General features: G+C 50.6%; 13 protein-coding genes. 3 read left to right on the forward strand and 10 right to left on the reverse strand.

The window, feature by feature from the left end:
- Nucleotides 1-75: 75 nt before the first annotated feature.
- Nucleotides 76-906 (reverse strand): PRD domain-containing protein, encoded by an 831-nt coding sequence (locus tag NST84_RS25890; RefSeq protein ID WP_221803537.1) that lies wholly within the window; start codon nt 904-906, stop codon nt 76-78.
- Between the two features lie 386 nt (nt 907-1,292).
- Between NST84_RS25890 and NST84_RS25895 the strand changes: the two genes are divergently transcribed.
- Nucleotides 1,293-2,609 carry an extracellular solute-binding protein gene (locus tag NST84_RS25895; RefSeq protein ID WP_342562959.1) on the forward strand — a complete coding sequence of 439 codons (1,317 nt, stop codon included), beginning with the start codon at nt 1,293-1,295 and terminating at the stop codon, nt 2,607-2,609.
- A 71-nt stretch (nt 2,610-2,680) separates the two neighbouring features.
- Here NST84_RS25895 and NST84_RS25900 read toward each other — a convergent pair whose 3' ends face one another.
- From NST84_RS25900 to NST84_RS25930, 7 genes are all read right to left on the reverse strand, one after another.
- Nucleotides 2,681-4,285: a response regulator gene (locus NST84_RS25900; protein WP_342562960.1), complete on the reverse strand. Its 1,605-nt coding sequence runs from the start codon at nt 4,283-4,285 to the stop codon at nt 2,681-2,683.
- Nucleotides 4,278-6,068, reverse strand: a complete 1,791-nt coding sequence (locus tag NST84_RS25905) for a sensor histidine kinase (RefSeq protein WP_342562961.1) — start codon at nt 6,066-6,068, stop codon at nt 4,278-4,280. The genes NST84_RS25900 and NST84_RS25905 overlap by 8 nt, the downstream gene beginning before the upstream one ends.
- A 196-nt stretch (nt 6,069-6,264) precedes the next feature.
- Nucleotides 6,265-7,212 (reverse strand): ABC transporter permease, encoded by a 948-nt coding sequence (locus NST84_RS25910; protein ID WP_342562962.1) that lies wholly within the window; start codon nt 7,210-7,212, stop codon nt 6,265-6,267.
- 1 nt (nt 7,213) lies between these two features.
- Nucleotides 7,214-8,704, reverse strand: coding sequence for a sugar ABC transporter ATP-binding protein (locus NST84_RS25915; RefSeq protein WP_342562963.1), 1,491 nt, complete (start codon nt 8,702-8,704; stop codon nt 7,214-7,216).
- A 35-nt stretch (nt 8,705-8,739) separates the two neighbouring features.
- Nucleotides 8,740-9,702 carry an ABC transporter permease gene (locus tag NST84_RS25920; protein ID WP_342562964.1) on the reverse strand — a complete coding sequence of 321 codons (963 nt, stop codon included), beginning with the start codon at nt 9,700-9,702 and terminating at the stop codon, nt 8,740-8,742.
- Nucleotides 9,703-9,792: 90 nt separating this feature from the next.
- Complete coding sequence (locus NST84_RS25925) at nt 9,793-10,959, reverse strand: Xaa-Pro peptidase family protein (protein WP_342562965.1); 1,167 nt, start codon at nt 10,957-10,959, stop codon at nt 9,793-9,795.
- Nucleotides 10,960-11,012: 53 nt separating this feature from the next.
- Nucleotides 11,013-12,023 (reverse strand): substrate-binding domain-containing protein, encoded by a 1,011-nt coding sequence (locus NST84_RS25930; protein ID WP_342562966.1) that lies wholly within the window; start codon nt 12,021-12,023, stop codon nt 11,013-11,015.
- 359 nt (nt 12,024-12,382) lie between these two features.
- On the opposite strand from NST84_RS25930, the gene NST84_RS25935 reads away from it, so the two are divergent.
- The gene (locus NST84_RS25935) at nt 12,383-13,162 is read left to right on the forward strand and encodes an alpha/beta hydrolase (protein WP_342562967.1); all 780 of its coding nucleotides are present in this window, start codon (nt 12,383-12,385) and stop codon (nt 13,160-13,162) included.
- Between the two features lie 215 nt (nt 13,163-13,377).
- On the opposite strand, the gene NST84_RS25940 is transcribed toward NST84_RS25935, so the two are convergent.
- Together NST84_RS25940 and NST84_RS25945 are read right to left on the reverse strand one after the other, a co-directional pair.
- Entirely contained in the window at nt 13,378-14,199 is an 822-nt protein-coding gene (locus tag NST84_RS25940; RefSeq protein WP_342562968.1) for an RNA methyltransferase, read from the reverse strand.
- A 33-nt stretch (nt 14,200-14,232) separates the two neighbouring features.
- The gene (locus NST84_RS25945) at nt 14,233-14,892 is read right to left on the reverse strand and encodes a TrkA family potassium uptake protein (RefSeq protein ID WP_342562969.1); all 660 of its coding nucleotides are present in this window, start codon (nt 14,890-14,892) and stop codon (nt 14,233-14,235) included.
- A gap of 192 nt (nt 14,893-15,084) precedes the next feature.
- On the opposite strand from NST84_RS25945, the gene NST84_RS25950 reads away from it, so the two are divergent.
- On the forward strand, nt 15,085-15,330 hold the full coding sequence (locus tag NST84_RS25950) for a small acid-soluble spore protein SspI (protein ID WP_342562970.1): 246 nt from the start codon (nt 15,085-15,087) through the stop codon (nt 15,328-15,330).
- Nucleotides 15,331-15,334: the final 4 nt, after the last annotated feature.

Here is a 15,334-nt window from a genome sequence, read left to right on the forward strand (position 1 = left end):
CCCCTGAAAAACAAAGGGATAGTCCTTTACCAGTTTAGGTTTTGCCTGCTCCGCAGTAGCAACCCCAAACAAGGGTTATTTTAGATGTACGACTCTTTCAATATGAATCGTTAAATACATGACTTCTTCATTGGTTAGTGTGCAATTGTACGTTTTTCGGATATAGTCTTGAATCTTTTGTCCACACAAGAAGGAGTCCTTATACTGCTGTCTGACCATCTCGTATAACTCACTGTCGGTATTCTCGATATGCGTTCCGTTTAATATTCTTCGGGCGAAGAATTTGAGATGGGTGATGAACCTGTAATAGGTTAGCGACTCTTCTGCATAATCGATTTTGAAGTGATATTTCACGATATTGAGAATTTCATGCACAATCTTCGTGATTTTGACTACATTTGGAATCTCTTCATTCATATGCGCATTCACCAGATGAAGCGCAATATGAGCGGCCTCGTCCTCCGGGAACATAATCCCCAGCTTCTCATGGATGAGCAGCAGCGCTTTCTCTCCAATTGCGAACTCATCCTTGTAGAATTTCTTGACCTCCCACAGCAACACATTCTTGATATGATGTCCCTGCTTGAATCGTTCGATCGCTGAATGAATATGGTCTGTTAGACTAACATAGATGCTGTCATGCAATCGCTTCCCCAGATTCATTTTAGCTATCGTGATAACGCTCTCCGATATTTCCATGTGCTCAAGAGGGATTTCAGACAGAAGCGTCTTCATTTGTTCCGATATACTCTCGTTATCCATGAAGATTTTCTCAATTTTAGCTTCTTCGATCAGGTCTCCTGATTTCTTCTTAAATGCAATCCCCCTGCCTATTACCACCACTTCTTTATTCTGGTCATTCACAGTAATGATGGCATTATTATTCAACACCTTTGCAATTCTCATAATAACCACCTTTATCACAAAATAAAAAAGGCAAGACCACAAACTTCACCATATAAATATGGCTCTGTTAATGGTATTGCCTACATACGTAGTAACAATCCACGATATCTACTTAATTTAATTATGAACCGATTATATCATGGATTTTTTGGTTCAACAAGACTTTCTTGCAACCCTTTTCATGGGAAATGTTGCTTCCCTGCGGGAGCATTCAGCCGATTAATGCAGGAGCCCCCGGCTCGGGCGTTTCTCATATTCTTTTCCATACCACATCTTGCAGATGGCAGTATTTGAAAGAAACATTTCTGTCGATTTAATCAAATAATCAAACTATACTATTAGAGAAAGATAACCTGATTTTGCTTTGGGGGTGTGTGGACAAGTCTATGCTCAGATCCAAGCCTTTTTACTATCTGTTATTACTGTCACTCCTGACACTGGCAGCCATCTTCCTCTTGAGCACCCGTTCGAATGAACGCGGGTCTGGAAATGAAGCAGCCCAATCAGCGTCGCCGCTCTCCGGCCGTCCCGACCAGATCAGCATTCTGATCGAAAACTCCTATCTGCCATATATCAGGAAAATAGCCACGCTGTATGAAGAGCAATATGGGATCAAAGTCGATATCCGCTCCACCGATATCAACTCGCTGCATGACCAGATAGAAGGCAGCATCCTGCGGGGAGGCACCGATTTGGATATTATCCTGGTCGATACAGTCTGGACCACCGGATTTGCCAGAACCGGCTTGCTTGAGCCTCTGCGGAACTATGTCACAGGAAGCGTAATTGATAAATTGGTACCCATTGCTTATAACCAGCGGGTTATCAGCAATGATTTATATGCGCTTCCTGATTTATATGCCTTCCCGGTCATCATGGAAGAGAAGTTCCTCTACTATAATGAATCGATGCTGAAAAGCGCCGGCATTTATGCTCCTCCAGGCACCTGGGAGGAACTGCAGGACATGGCGAAGTATATTCAGGATAAGGGACTTGCCAAGTACGGCCTGATCTGGAGCTGGAAGCCGGGCGAAGGCCTGATCACCGATTATACGCTGTTGGCCAACGCCCTTGGCGTGCAGGCGAAGGATGCCAACGGCCGCTGGGTATTCAATGAGGGCGGCGGCGTGCAGGCGCTGGAATTTATGGTGGACACCCTGCGGAGCAGCGGTTTATCCGATCCCGCTTCCCTGACTGCAGGCGATATGTCGGCTATTGAGACCTTCGCGGAGGGCAAGACGCCTTTTTTGATTAGCTGGGCTTATGCCGATCCGATCCTCAGCCGTAAATCCGGCTTTAAAATGGCGCTCGTGCCCGGTTTCCAGGGATATCAAAGAAGCTCCACCGTTACCGGAGGCGGCGCACTCGGCATTACCCGGACTTCACGTCATAAAGACTGGGCCTGGAAATTTATAGATTTGACGATCAGCTTGAGAAACGAAGTGTCTGCCAAGGACCAAATTGGAGGCCTTTCAGTCTGGAACGAGCAGATCGACCAATTCGGGAATGAAGAAAAATACCTGAACCGGAATCTGATGACCGAACAATTTGAATATGCAATCAACAGGCCGAGCATGTCATCTTACGTAGAGTGGTCGGTTGTACTGCAGGATGCCATCACCTCGGCGCTCACCGGCAGCAAGACAGCCGGGCAGGCGCTGAATGAAGCCAAGGCAGAAATCGAAAAGCAGGGCATCAAATAAAAAATCTCTATCCCCGCTTGTTTGCCAAACCGGCCGGGGATAGAGATTTTTTGCTATACGCCCTCCTGGCGTTATAACGCATTGCAGCGGGGGCCGAACAAGGTTTCTTTATATTCCGAGGGTGTCATTCCATAATATTTTTTGTATACCTGCCCGAAGTATTTCCCGTCCGCGAACCCGACCCGGCGGGCAACCTCCAGTACGGTCAAACGACGGCTGCCGGCCAGTAATTGCTTGGCCTTTTCCACCCGTTTGAGCGACAGATACTCGTTAAAGTTAGTCCCCAGCTCTTTTTTAAAAATTCTGCTGAGATGGCTGGCGCTCACATGGAACAAGTCTGCAACCAATTGAAGATTCAGCTCGGGTTCGTCATAATGATCATCCACATACCGGGCGATCCGCTCCGCCAGGCTTCTTCCCATCGATTCTTCCTTCCTCCATAAGGCCTCCTCGCAGGCCAGGGCTGTAATCCGGCTTAACAGGTCCTTATATTCTTCGAAGGTCCGCAGTCCGGTGATTCCCGCAATGGCTTCCGTGATTTGGTCCTTTATCCTCCATTCCGGTACATGCTTGGACAGGCCGAGCAGGAAGTCAAGACAGCTGTTCAGGGCGATGCTTTTATTCCTGCCGGCTCTTATGCCGGCCGTGAATTTGTCCAAATACCGTTTCGCTTCCGGCTCGTTGCCGTCACAGATTGCCTCAAACCATTCATCATCCATACGGCTCAAAGGCGGATTGCCAGAGCTGCACTGAAGTGCATCCTGCAGCTTTGGCATCAGATTTCCCCAGAACAATTGGGTCTCGAGCAGCTTAAGCGCATACTGGAAGGAGCTGTACAGCTCGCTGATCTCCTGAAATTGGGTACCGATGCCGACGCTGATTTGCTTTTTTAAATACATTTCGATGTTCTCCAGACATTCGGTTGTCGCTTCTACCACTCTTTTGCGGATAATCACCTGCTGCAGGGCGGGGTCAGACTTGACGACGACAACGCTCTTTCCTTCCATATCCACGATGGAGGTCGCCATTTGGAAACGGTGGTACGTTTCATTCACTATATTGTTGACCGCATACTGGTACAGGGAGGCATACTCTTCATATGAAAGATCCGAGGGATTATACATCTCAAACACCACGACCACTCCGCAGCCAAGCCGGATACTGTAATCCTCCAGCTTTGTGCGCATAGCGGCAATATCCTTATTGCCGTTCACAATCACATTCATGAGGATGCCCGCCTCCACGATGTCCGCGTTCTCCCGCCTGGAGTCACTGGCCGCCTGCAGCAAAGAAGCTCTACTGCCGTTGATCCTGTCCACCGCCTTAAGAATGCAGGCATTCAGGTCCGGAATCTTGATCGGTTTGAGCAGATAATCGAATACTTGATGCCTTACTGCGGTACGGGCATAGTCGAATTCACTGTATCCGCTCAGGAGAATCGTGATCATCCCCGGATAATGACGCTTGATATGCTCGGCCAGCTCCAGCCCGTTCATCCCCGGCATCTTGATGTCGGTAATGACGATGTCCGGTTTAAAGCGTTCAATGACTTCTATGCCTTCCAGTCCGTTGGCGGCCGTCCCGCATACCGTGCAGTTCAGCTTGCTCCAGTCTACCTTCTCGCTCAGTCCCCGGCTTACGATGTCTTCATCATCCACAATCACGATCTTATACAATATGCTTCCCACCTTCATCCGCAGTATTGGGAGACGCAGTTACAGTCTCCATTACAGGCACTATAATATCGACAATGGTGCCGCTGCCCGGCATGCCGTTGATCGTCAGACCGTAGCCTTCGCCGAACAGCATTTGAATCCGTTTGTGTACGTTTCTCATTCCGTTGCCTGTCCCTTTGGCGCTGCCGAAGTCCACCTCCCCCGTGAATTCCAGCAGCCGGTCCCGCTTCTGCTCCTCGATCCCGACACCGTCGTCAATTACCCGGAATCTTACGTTCCTTCCATCCATGATCCCGATTATGCTCAGGTTGCCCGGACCGACTTTATTCTCCAGCCCGTGCACGAATGAATTTTCCACAATCGGCTGCAAAATAAACCTAGGAATCCATAGCTCCGCAATATCGTCGTCCATGTGGATTGAAACCGTGATCCGGCTCTCAAAACGGGTCTTCTGAATAGCCAAATAAGCATTGATATATTCCAGCTCCGAGCGGACCGGCACCATTTCCCGGTGATCGGCCAGATTGGCCTTCAACAGCTGCGCCAGTGAGATGGTCACATTCTCGATCTTGTCATTCTCACCGTACATGGACAGCCAGCGGATCGTATCCAGCGTATTGTACAGAAAATGGGGATTAATCTGGGCCTTAAGTGCCCGGTATTCTGATTCACGCTGGGCCAGCTCCTTCTGGTACACCTCGGAGATCAAATAATTGATCTTACCCATCATCTGGTTGAAGCTGCGAGCGAGCCGCCCGAACTCATCCCTCCGGTTGATTCTGACCTGCTGATCGAAACGGTCTGTCTCCACCTGATCCATAACCTTCTTTAGCGCGTGGAGCGGAGCAATTATGCGGCTGGCCGTGAACCAGGTCAAGAGGATGCCCACCAGCACGCCGATTACTCCGATCGCGATGATCCAGCGTCCGATCAGTTCCGTGCCTTTGGAGATTTCCTTAAGCGGAACAAGTGAGACTACTCTCCACCCTTCCTGGGCGGATATGAAGGTTGTGAACAGCATTTTTCCGTACGGCTCCATATTCAATACAGAAGGCTTCTCGGCGGACTGCAATTTCGCACGGCGGAGCAAATCCTCCACGCGGATATCCGGAACCTCGCTGCTGCTGACAACGACACGATCCTGCTCGTCAAATACGTAGCTGTAGCGGTAAGGCTCTGACTGCAGGCGTTGCTTTAAATAATCGTCCCTCAGCGAAATGGTTATATAGCCGAGCATCTTGAGCGAATCCCGTTCCCGGATGGCTCTTTCAATATAAATAACCCCTTTGTTAACCCTCCAGGTGATTCTTCCCACCGTGTCATAACGCTGTTTCTTCAGCTCGGACTGCACGTCGTCCTTATTATTCACGCTCCCGGAAGTGTTATAGTTCAGCTTGACCAGGAACTGCTGCGTATTGAAGAGATAGACGGTTTCCAGCTTGTCGGTGGAGTAAAGGATTTTGGAAACGACCAGCTGTTCCAGCGCACTTAACTTCTCATAGGTAAGCTGGTTCGTCTGCAGTAGCATAGACTGAATTTCTGAATCCTCGGTAATACTATCCATCAGCTTACCCATGTAAGAAATGGCATCGTCCATATTCTCGCTGATAAATTGTACCTTCTGGGTATCATTTGCCTTGGCATCGTTCAGATGAAAATTAATAGAAACGGCGTAAGTGACAATCTCGATGATAGCGATTACAAGAATCAGCATGACTACCACCATCAGAATCATCTTACGCTTTACGCTGGAAGACAGGTAGGTTAGCAGTGCACGCTTCAATATCCAGCAGCTCCTTCAAACATAGGTTATGCCTATACTACCAAGAATCCTTTTACATGTTAATAAGCAATATTAACCTGCCTGCCGCGTATCCAGCATGAATTGCCATTATTCGACATGATGAAAACAGCCGAACGCCCCATGATGCGGACTGTCCGGCCATTACTCTTTTGCACATTCGCTATGCACCTTTCGCTCATGAAGCTTCCGCAGCTGCGGATTTCGATTTTACCATCCGGGAAATTGCCAGGGCGGCCAGGATAATGATCAGTCCCCGCACGATCGGCTGGACAAAGGATGAGATGTTCAGCAGATTCATAATGTTCATCACAACAGCGAAAATGAGCAGTCCGATGAAGCTTCCGCCGATCGTACCGCGGCCTCCTGTAAGGCTGGTTCCCCCGACAATCACGACGGCGATGGCCACCAGCTCAAATTGAAAGCCCGAGCGCGGTTCACCCATGCCGATCCGGGAAGTAATCAGCAGCCCGGCCAGAGCGGCAAGAACGCCGCTGATGATATACACGATCACCTTGACGCGCTCAACCTTGATCCCGAACAACCGGGATGTCTCTTCCCCGCCGCCGACAGCCAGCACATGTCTGCCAAACGGTGTACGATTCAGAACAAAATATCCGAGGATGAACACCACTACGACATAGACGGCGGGAAGCGGAATGCCCAGCAAGCTTCCGTTCGCTATATTCGAAAACGCAGGTGTCACCGTACCGATAACTGGCCCGCCGTTGGTGTACCAGAGAGCAACGGCCCGGAAGATCGCCATCGTAGCCAGCGTCGCCATAAAAGGCTCGACCCGGAATTTCGTCAGCACGACTCCGTTGAGCGCACCGACAAGAGCGCCGATCAGGATCACCACCGCCAGAATACCCCACACGCCCAAATGCTGCGTATTGGCGCTGACGACCGCCGTTAAAGCCACAACGGATCCGACCGAAAGATCGATCCCTCCCGTAAGAATTACAAGTGTCATACCAACGGCAATGAGCGCACTTTCCGCACTGTATTGCAGCAAATTCATCAGATTGGCGTACGTCAGGAACTTATCGGACAGGAGTGAACCTACGATCATTAACAGGATGAGGGTTGCCAGCGGGAGATAGCTTCTCCATTTCGCCATATTCATTTCATTTCACCTCCTGCAGTGCGTATTCCATGATCTTCTCTTCGGATGCTTCGTTCCGCTGCAGCTCGCCGGTAATCGTTCCGCCGGAGAAGACAAGAATCCGGTCACACATTCCCAGAAGCTCGGGAAGCTCGGAGGAGACCATGATGAGAGACAGGCCCTGGCTCAGCAGTTTGTTGATTTCCTGGTAAATTTCCATCTTGGCCCCGACATCCACACCACGGGTAGGCTCTTCGAGAATAAGAATTTTATACTTGTCCAGGAGCCAGCGTCCGATAAGCGCCTTCTGCTGGTTGCCTCCGCTGAGAGAGCGGATCGGCGCCTTAATGTTCTTCGGTCTCACCGACAGCTGCTGCACCAATTCATTGGCCTGCCTGCTTTCCTTCGGCTCACTGATCAGACCGAATGTTCTGAACTTGCGCAGCGAAGTAATGGACATATTGGTCCGCACACTTAAATTCAGAAATAACCCTTGCGTCTTACGGTCCTCCGGTACAAATGCAATCCCGTCCGCAATGCACTGCCGCGGATTTTTCGGAACGAACGGCTTGCCGTCCAGCACCATCTTGCCCGAGTAGCCTTTGACCAGCCCGAACAGCACTTTAGTCAAAATATTACCGCCCGAGCCCGCTAATCCGGCAATGCCGAGAATTTCGCGTCTGTTCAGGCTTAAGCTCACATTATGCAGCAGCTCCGGCACATTCAAATCAGAAATCTCCAGCACTTTGTCACCGATCTGTTCCGTATTCACAGGATAATATTCATTCAGCTCCCGCCCGATCATCAGCTGGACGAGCCGCGCTTCATCCGTATCCTTGATATCCATCGTTTTTACATGCTGACCGTCCCTCAGAACGGTAACCCGGTCAGCCATGGCGAAGATTTCCCGCAGCCGGTGAGAGATATAGATAATCGTTACCTTTCTTTTTCTGAGCTCGGCAATCGTCTTGAACAGCACAGCCAGCTCGTCTTCGTTCAGGTTCGCGGAAGGTTCATCCATAATCAGCAGCTCCGCGTTGAACGAGACGGCTCTCGCGATCTCGACCATCTTCCGTTCCGAGATGCTCAGCTCTTCCATTTTCTTATAAGGGTCAATCTTGATGTCAAGATTGTTCAGCAGCTCCCCCGCTTCCTTATACAGCGTCTTCCACTGCAGCAGGGAACCCTTTTGCGGTTCTCTCCCAAGATAAATATTCTCCGCCACCGACAGCGCGGGAATCTCCTGAATTTCCTGAAACAACGTGCTGACCCCGCTCTTCTGCGCCATATAAGGCGACAGGAACTTGACGGACTGGCCTTTAAAATGAACGTTGCCTTCCGAGGGCAAATGAACGCCGGACAATATTTTGATCAGGGTGGATTTGCCGGCCCCGTTCTCGCCGACAATCGCATGGAACTCCCCTTCGCTTATGTTCACGTTAATATCTTTCAGCGCATAATGATTACCGAACTGCTTGGAGATTCCGTCTAATTTAAGGATGACATTATCCATATCGTTCCCTCTTTGTCATATACATGGATTTGTAATTACTTGCGGTTCTTGGAAGCGGAAAAGATGACGGCAGCCAGAATGATGATGCCCAGAATGAACTGCTGAATATAAGGATTCATGTTCAGGAATACGAGCAGATTAAACAGCAGCCCGGCGAGCAGAGCACCTAAAAATGCTCCCCAGATTGTGCCTTTTCCGCCAGATAAGCTGGCTCCGCCTACCACGACGGCAGCGATGGCGCTCAGCTCCATGCCTGTTGCTCCGCTGTTGCCGGACATTGGCTGATAAGCGCCGGTTCTGGAGGCAATCAGCAGGCCCGCTATCGCAGCGAACAATCCGGACAGCGCATAAACGCTCAGCTGCACTTTTTTAACGTTGATGCCCGAGTTATAAGCCGCCACCCTGTTGGACCCTACACTATATATCTGCCGCCCAAAGATCGTTTTGTTCAGCAGAATGAACCCGATGATGTACAACACCAGCATGATAATGACAGGATTGGGAATAGCCCCGATGTACCCCCCGCCAATGGAAAGGAAGCTGTCGCCCGCATCTCCGCTGATGCCTTTGCCTTTCGTCATAAACAACGTGGTTCCGTCGATAATTACCTTGGTTCCTAGCGTTACGATAAATGGCTGCAGCTTGCCGAAGGTAATCAGCATGCCGTTAATGAGACCAAGGAACAAACCCAGTGCCAGGACAACAACCACGATTACGCCAGTCGGCGCCTGCAGCTGAACGAGCATAATGGCCGTTAGACTTACCGCCTGCATCACGGACCCCACCGACAGGTCAATGCCGCCGATCAGTACCGTCAGCAGCATCCCGATTGACACAATCGCCGGATAGGAGATCTGCCGCAGCAGATTTGCGAAGTTATAAGAAGTGAAAAACTCCGGTGAGAAGATTGGAGAGATTAATGTGACTATTACGATAAACAGCAGCAGCAGCGTCTCTTCCTGTTTCAAGAGCGTACGGGCTTTCTGAATGGTTTCCATCTGCCTGATTCCCCTTTATTTAGTGGGACAATGATGGCTTTGCACACTGACGCTTAACTGATGCAAAGCCATCATTGCTTATCTCAAATTTTAATCCTGGTACCAGTTGCAGACATACGGATGATTGGTCAGCGACTCCGGTCCGTCTTTGCGGATTACAACCGTATCTTCTACACGGGTACCGGCATATCCGGGAATGAGCAGAGTAATTTCAAAAGCAATCGTCTGGTTCTCGACCAGAATATCCTGGCTGTCCGGGCCTACTACCGGAATTTCCTCCTCCGGATCCATGCCTGTGGAGTGGGCGCAGCCGCGGCCTTCACCGGCCATATGCGGATAGCCCTCGCGCTTCAGCACTTCGTTGGCAGCCACATCGGCCTCCGCGCCGGTCATGCCCGGTCGCAGAGCGGACATTCCCGCTCTCCATGCTTCCAGGCAGGTATCGAGCAGGCGCTGTTTCTCCGCATCCACCTTGCCGTAAGCTACACCACGCGCCATATCGGACGAATATCCGTTATAACGGCAGCCGATATCGATGAGGATTGTGTCGCCTTTGACAATTTCGCGGTCACGCGGGCGGGCCAGGAAGAAGTCCCCGGAGTTCGGTCCCGACTGGACCATCATGTCGAACGAGACGGTGTCCGCACCGTTCGCGAACATGTGCGCCATCGCTTGACGCGTTACTTCTCTCTCGGTCAGACGTTCGGTGGCGAGCAGCTCGTGGATTTTTTCAATCCCCATGTCCGCCAGCCGGCCGGCTACTTTCATATTACGGATTTCCGTTTCGCTCTTGATCGACTTCAGGTACTCGATAATATTTGTCTTCTGCAGCACTGAGGTTGGATTCAGACTGTCGCGGATCGTCTCATAGAATTCAAGAGCACAATATTTGGAGCCGCTGAGGCCGATTTTGGCGGAATTTCTGCCTTTCTGGAAATCCTTCAGCACATTACCTAGCTCCTGGCGGATGCCTCTTACATCTGAGAACCATGTCTCGTCAGCCGCATAGGATACCAGACTGCCTTCCGCGAACAGCGTAGGTTCGCCGTCAAGCGGGATAAACACCATTGCCGGATAAGGGAACACCCCGTCAAATGCGCGATAGTTGGCTAACCAGCGGACATTGCTCATACGGTACGAGTCTGAATAAACCAGCAGCCCGTCCAGGCCTTCCGCTTCCATTTTCACTCTTGCCTTCTGCAAACGTTCCTTGTACTCGGTTACCGGAATTTCCTGCAATGTGTCTTCAAAACCCATGATGAATTCCTCCTGAATTTATAATTGGATTGGTGCTCTCGGATATGTTTCTTTTAGAACGTTGAATTCGGATCGTAGAAGTTATCAACATTCGACTTGTCGATTACAGGAGAGTCCAGAATCACTCTCTTCTGGATCTCTTTGCCGTTCGCCGCATCGATTGCGAGCTTCACAGCCGTTTCGAAGCTCCATTCATTTTTCACGGACATCATCAGCTCATCTGTATTCTTGATCTTCTCCAGCGCTTCCTTCTGGGAGTCCATACTGACCACCTTGATCTCGCTCATCCGGTTTGCTTTCTTGATGGCTTCAATTGCGCCGAGCGCCATCTCGTCATTCTGGGCGAACACGAAGTCAATCTTGCTGTTGGCCTGCAAAATATTCGTCATCACCTGCATCGCCGGCAGCCGCAGCCATTCTCCGGATTGCTCCGCCACGATCTTGATATCCGGATACTTTTGAATCTCCGGCATGAATCCCTGCGTACGAAGCTGGGAGTTGGTCGACTCGACGACACCGTTGAGGATAACCAGATTGCCCTTTTGGCCCATCTTGTCGGCAATGTACTTCGCTGCCTGCTGGCCCATCGTCACCTCATCCGAAGCAACGAATGTCGTATAAGGAATGCTGTCATCGTCCGGTACGCCGGAGGCCGCGATAATCAGCGGGATGCCCGCTCTTTCCGCTTCCTTGTATGCGGGGTAGATCGCGTTGCCCGACAGGCTGCTCACGATAAGGGCATCGACATTGCGGGCGATCAGGCTCTCGATGTTGGCGATTTCCTTGTTCGCGTCCCCTTGTCCATCTGTCACAATGATCTCAACCCCGAGATCGGCGGCTGCTTTCTTGGCCGTATCTACGTTGGCAATCCGGAACGGGTGATTCATGACCGTCTGCGAGAAACCGATTACAATTTTTCCGTCTCCCGATTTCCCGGATGAATTGGAGCCTTCGGATGTACTGGCCGCTTCTGTCGTGCCTGCATTACCAGCCCCTCCGCCGCATCCAGTAACTGCTATCAGGAGCACTAACAACAATGCCAGTACCGAAGTTTTTTTCTTCATCACTATTCCCCCTGTCATTAATGTTGACCTAACCGCCGTCCTCCTTCCAATGTTTATAGCTTGTTGCCTTGGATTGATTATATAATTAATAACCGCCCGGTTATGGTTGAAAAAAATGACATCAGGGTTGAAAGTTTTGATACCGGAGCGTAAAAAGAGCAAAGCCCAAGCCGTAACAAGGCTTGGGCTTTGCTCTGATGCTGTCTTGAACCTTATCTGCTTGCTCCTGCGTGGGAGTTTTCTCTCTGTAATGGTTTATCATCTACTTCTTCGGATAAACGCCGAAATTACGCATTCACCTTGCCCAGGGCGAATATCTTAAAGGGAAAGTACATTTTTTAAAAAATGAGGCGATTCACTTGGGATACTTTGTTACTGTGGAACCGGGCGTAAGAGTATTTATAGAGGACATCAATCCGACGGGAAATAAAACGATACTTTTTATTCATGGATGGCCGCTAAACCATAACCAGTTCGAATATCAGTTCAATTTCCTTCCTAAGCTCGGATATCGTTGTATCGGAATGGACTGGAGAGGATACGGGAATTCGGATAAACCATTTGCCGGGTACAATTTCGACAGATTAGCGGATGATGTCCGCATGGTCATCGAGGCGTTACAGTTAAGAAACATAACACTTGCAGGACACTCTACCGGGGGCGCGATATCGATTCGTTATATGGCCCGTCACAAAGAGTATGGGGTATCTAAACTCGTCCTGATCGACGCTGCCTCTCCATCTAGCGTTCCGAAAGAATTTACAAATAAAATTATCGAAGATACAAATCATGACCGGCCGCAAATGCTGCAGGACCAAACGGGAAGTTTTTTCTTTCAGTATATTTCCGCACCGAAATCTGATTGGTTCGTTTCAATGGGATTACAAGCCGCGAATTGGGCAACTTCCGCCATTATGGCCACGCTTAGAGATGAAAATGTCTACAACGATCTCGGTCAGATCAATGTACCCACATTAATTATTCACGGAATTCATGATAAGGTCGTTCCGTATACCAAAGCTGAGGAAACAAATAAGCTGATCAAAAATTCGCAGCTGGTTCCGTTCCATTACAGCGGTCATTGCGCCTTTTTGGAGGAGCGCGATAGATTCAACCAATTATTATCCTCTTTTGCATAACGACTCAGATTAGCCGGACTATCGTTCCCATAAGCCCAGTGATTGAGCATGTCAGCCCGTGAGCTTAATGTCTTACAGCCTATTTTCAATATAATGTCCGCCTCAAAAAAAGCCCTGATAATCAAGGTTTTCTTGATCATCAGGGCTAAAATACTTGTGACAAAAAATCGTTACAAACCTGTGCCAAATGACGTTTCAATCGGTGACAAAGTGAGTTACAACTCACATTGGGATGGGTTTATTTGCGGTGGATAACCCCGCTGCCGCATCCCCTCAAACAGCAAAATCGTCGCCGCCATCGCCGCATTCAATGACTCGGCCCGGCCGGCCATCGGGATGATGATGCTTTTGTCGACGAGCGCTGCGGTCTGCAGGGAGATGCCCTTGCCTTCGCTGCCGATCAGCAGCCACTGGCTGCCGCGGAAATCGTGCGTGTAGCAGGAGTCTTCCCCGGTCAGCGAGGTGCTGACCAGCAGCGCTCCGCGCTCGCGCGCCTGCGGCAGAACAACGCCCAGATCTCCCTCCACAACCGGGAGATGGAACATCGAGCCCATCGTGGAACGGATGGTCTTCGGGTTGTACAGGTCGGCGCAGCCTGCGCCGAGAATCACACCGTCTGCGCCGGCGGCATCCGCGCTGCGGATGATTGTACCCACGTTGCCGGGGTCCTGGACACCATCCAGCACGACAACCAGACTGTCCGGCTTCGCCAGGATGGTCTCCACGCCCTGCTGCTCCTTGCGGACAACCGCAAAGACGGGCTGCGGGGTGTTCGTGCTGCTGCATTTGGCGATGACGGCCGCCGAAACGCCGATGACCTCCATGCCCTGCACAGTCTGCAGGTGATCCCGCAGCTCAGACGGCATACCCTTGTCCAGATCGTAGGCGAGTATCTCTACATCCGCTTCCGCCAGCAGCGCCTCCTGCACCAGGTGAATGCCTTCTACAATATATTTACCGGTCTTATCACGGTGCTTTTTCTCCTGCAGTCCGGCCCATTCTTTAACCCGCGTATTTTGCGGTGATAATATTTCCATAAGGTTCTTTCCTTTCACACTTCTCTTAGTTCTTTAATGATAAGCCATCTCCAGCTTCGTGAGGTTATCCTTGTGCCCGACAATAACCAGCACATCGCCGTCAGCCAGCCTGTCCTCAGCTCTTGGGGTAATGTTCATGTCATCGCCCCGGCGGATGGCCATAACGTTGCAGCCGTATTTGGCGCGGATGTCCAGCTCCAGCAGGTTTTTGCCAAGCATCTGCTTCGGCACCTTCATGTCCAGAATACTGTAATCCGGGGATAGCTCAATATAATCAAGGATGTTCGGTGAAGCCAGATGGTGGGCGACCCGCATCCCCATATCCCGCTCAGGATAGATAATTTTATCTGCGCCTATCTTGCTTAGCACCTTGCCGTGCAGCTCATTTTTGGCTTTAACCAGAATCGCCGGCACGCCCAGATCCTTCAGGATCAGCGTGGTCAGAATGCTGGCCTGAATATCTTCCCCGATCGCTACTACCACAACGTCGAAATTGCGGATGCCCAGCGCACGCAGCGCTTCCTCATCGGTGGAATCTGCGGATACGGCATGGGTTACAATACCGGAGATTTCCTGGGTGCGCTGCTCATCGGCATCGATGGCCAGCACGTCGTATCCCATGCCGCTGAGCGCCTTGGCTACACTTGAGCCGAAGCGTCCCATTCCGATAATCGCGTATTGTTTTTTGGCCATGTCCGTGTACCTCCTGCAGCATTTTTCGTCTCAAACAGTATAGCATACGGGCGGGCAAACTTGAATTTTCACTGCAGCCGCAGGGCACATTAGTACAGGGCATTTTGGATGGGGTTCTGCCTGGTGCAGACAGCCTGCTCTGAAGATTGTGCCCCTGAAGCTTTTCATTCTGCAGAAAAAAGGAGGTGCACTATGCCGGTAACCATTGATTTACGCCAGGCGGTTCTGCATAAAGTGCACGGCCAGTCCGAGGAAGACCTGCGTTCCATGATTGAAGGCTCCGTAGACGGGCCGGAAGCCGCGCTTCCCGGACTTGGCGTCGTGTTTGAAATGGTCTGGAAAGATATCGGCAAGGCCAAGCAGGATCATGTCATCGGCCTGCTGCACAGACATCTGGAGGAGATCACCCCAGGATCAGTCACCACTGAGCAGGGCTAGACAG

The sequence above is a fragment of the Paenibacillus sp. FSL R7-0345 genome (assembly GCF_038595055.1).
Classification (GTDB): Bacteria; Bacillota; Bacilli; order Paenibacillales; family Paenibacillaceae; genus Paenibacillus_AQ.

Coding starts and splice junctions, on each gene's coding strand:
- NST84_RS25890 (WP_221803537.1), bottom strand. CDS start 906: ATGAGAATTGCAAAGGTGTTGAATAATAATGCCATCATTACTGTGAAT.
- NST84_RS25895 (WP_342562959.1), top strand. CDS start 1,293: ATGCTCAGATCCAAGCCTTTTTACTATCTGTTATTACTGTCACTCCTG.
- NST84_RS25910 (WP_342562962.1), bottom strand. CDS start 7,212: ATGAATATGGCGAAATGGAGAAGCTATCTCCCGCTGGCAACCCTCATC.
- NST84_RS25915 (WP_342562963.1), bottom strand. CDS start 8,704: ATGGATAATGTCATCCTTAAATTAGACGGAATCTCCAAGCAGTTCGGT.
- NST84_RS25920 (WP_342562964.1), bottom strand. CDS start 9,702: ATGGAAACCATTCAGAAAGCCCGTACGCTCTTGAAACAGGAAGAGACG.
- NST84_RS25925 (WP_342562965.1), bottom strand. CDS start 10,959: ATGGGTTTTGAAGACACATTGCAGGAAATTCCGGTAACCGAGTACAAG.
- NST84_RS25930 (WP_342562966.1), bottom strand. CDS start 12,023: ATGAAGAAAAAAACTTCGGTACTGGCATTGTTGTTAGTGCTCCTGATA.
- NST84_RS25940 (WP_342562968.1), bottom strand. CDS start 14,199: ATGGAAATATTATCACCGCAAAATACGCGGGTTAAAGAATGGGCCGGA.
- NST84_RS25945 (WP_342562969.1), bottom strand. CDS start 14,892: ATGGCCAAAAAACAATACGCGATTATCGGAATGGGACGCTTCGGCTCA.
- NST84_RS25950 (WP_342562970.1), top strand. CDS start 15,085: ATGCCGGTAACCATTGATTTACGCCAGGCGGTTCTGCATAAAGTGCAC.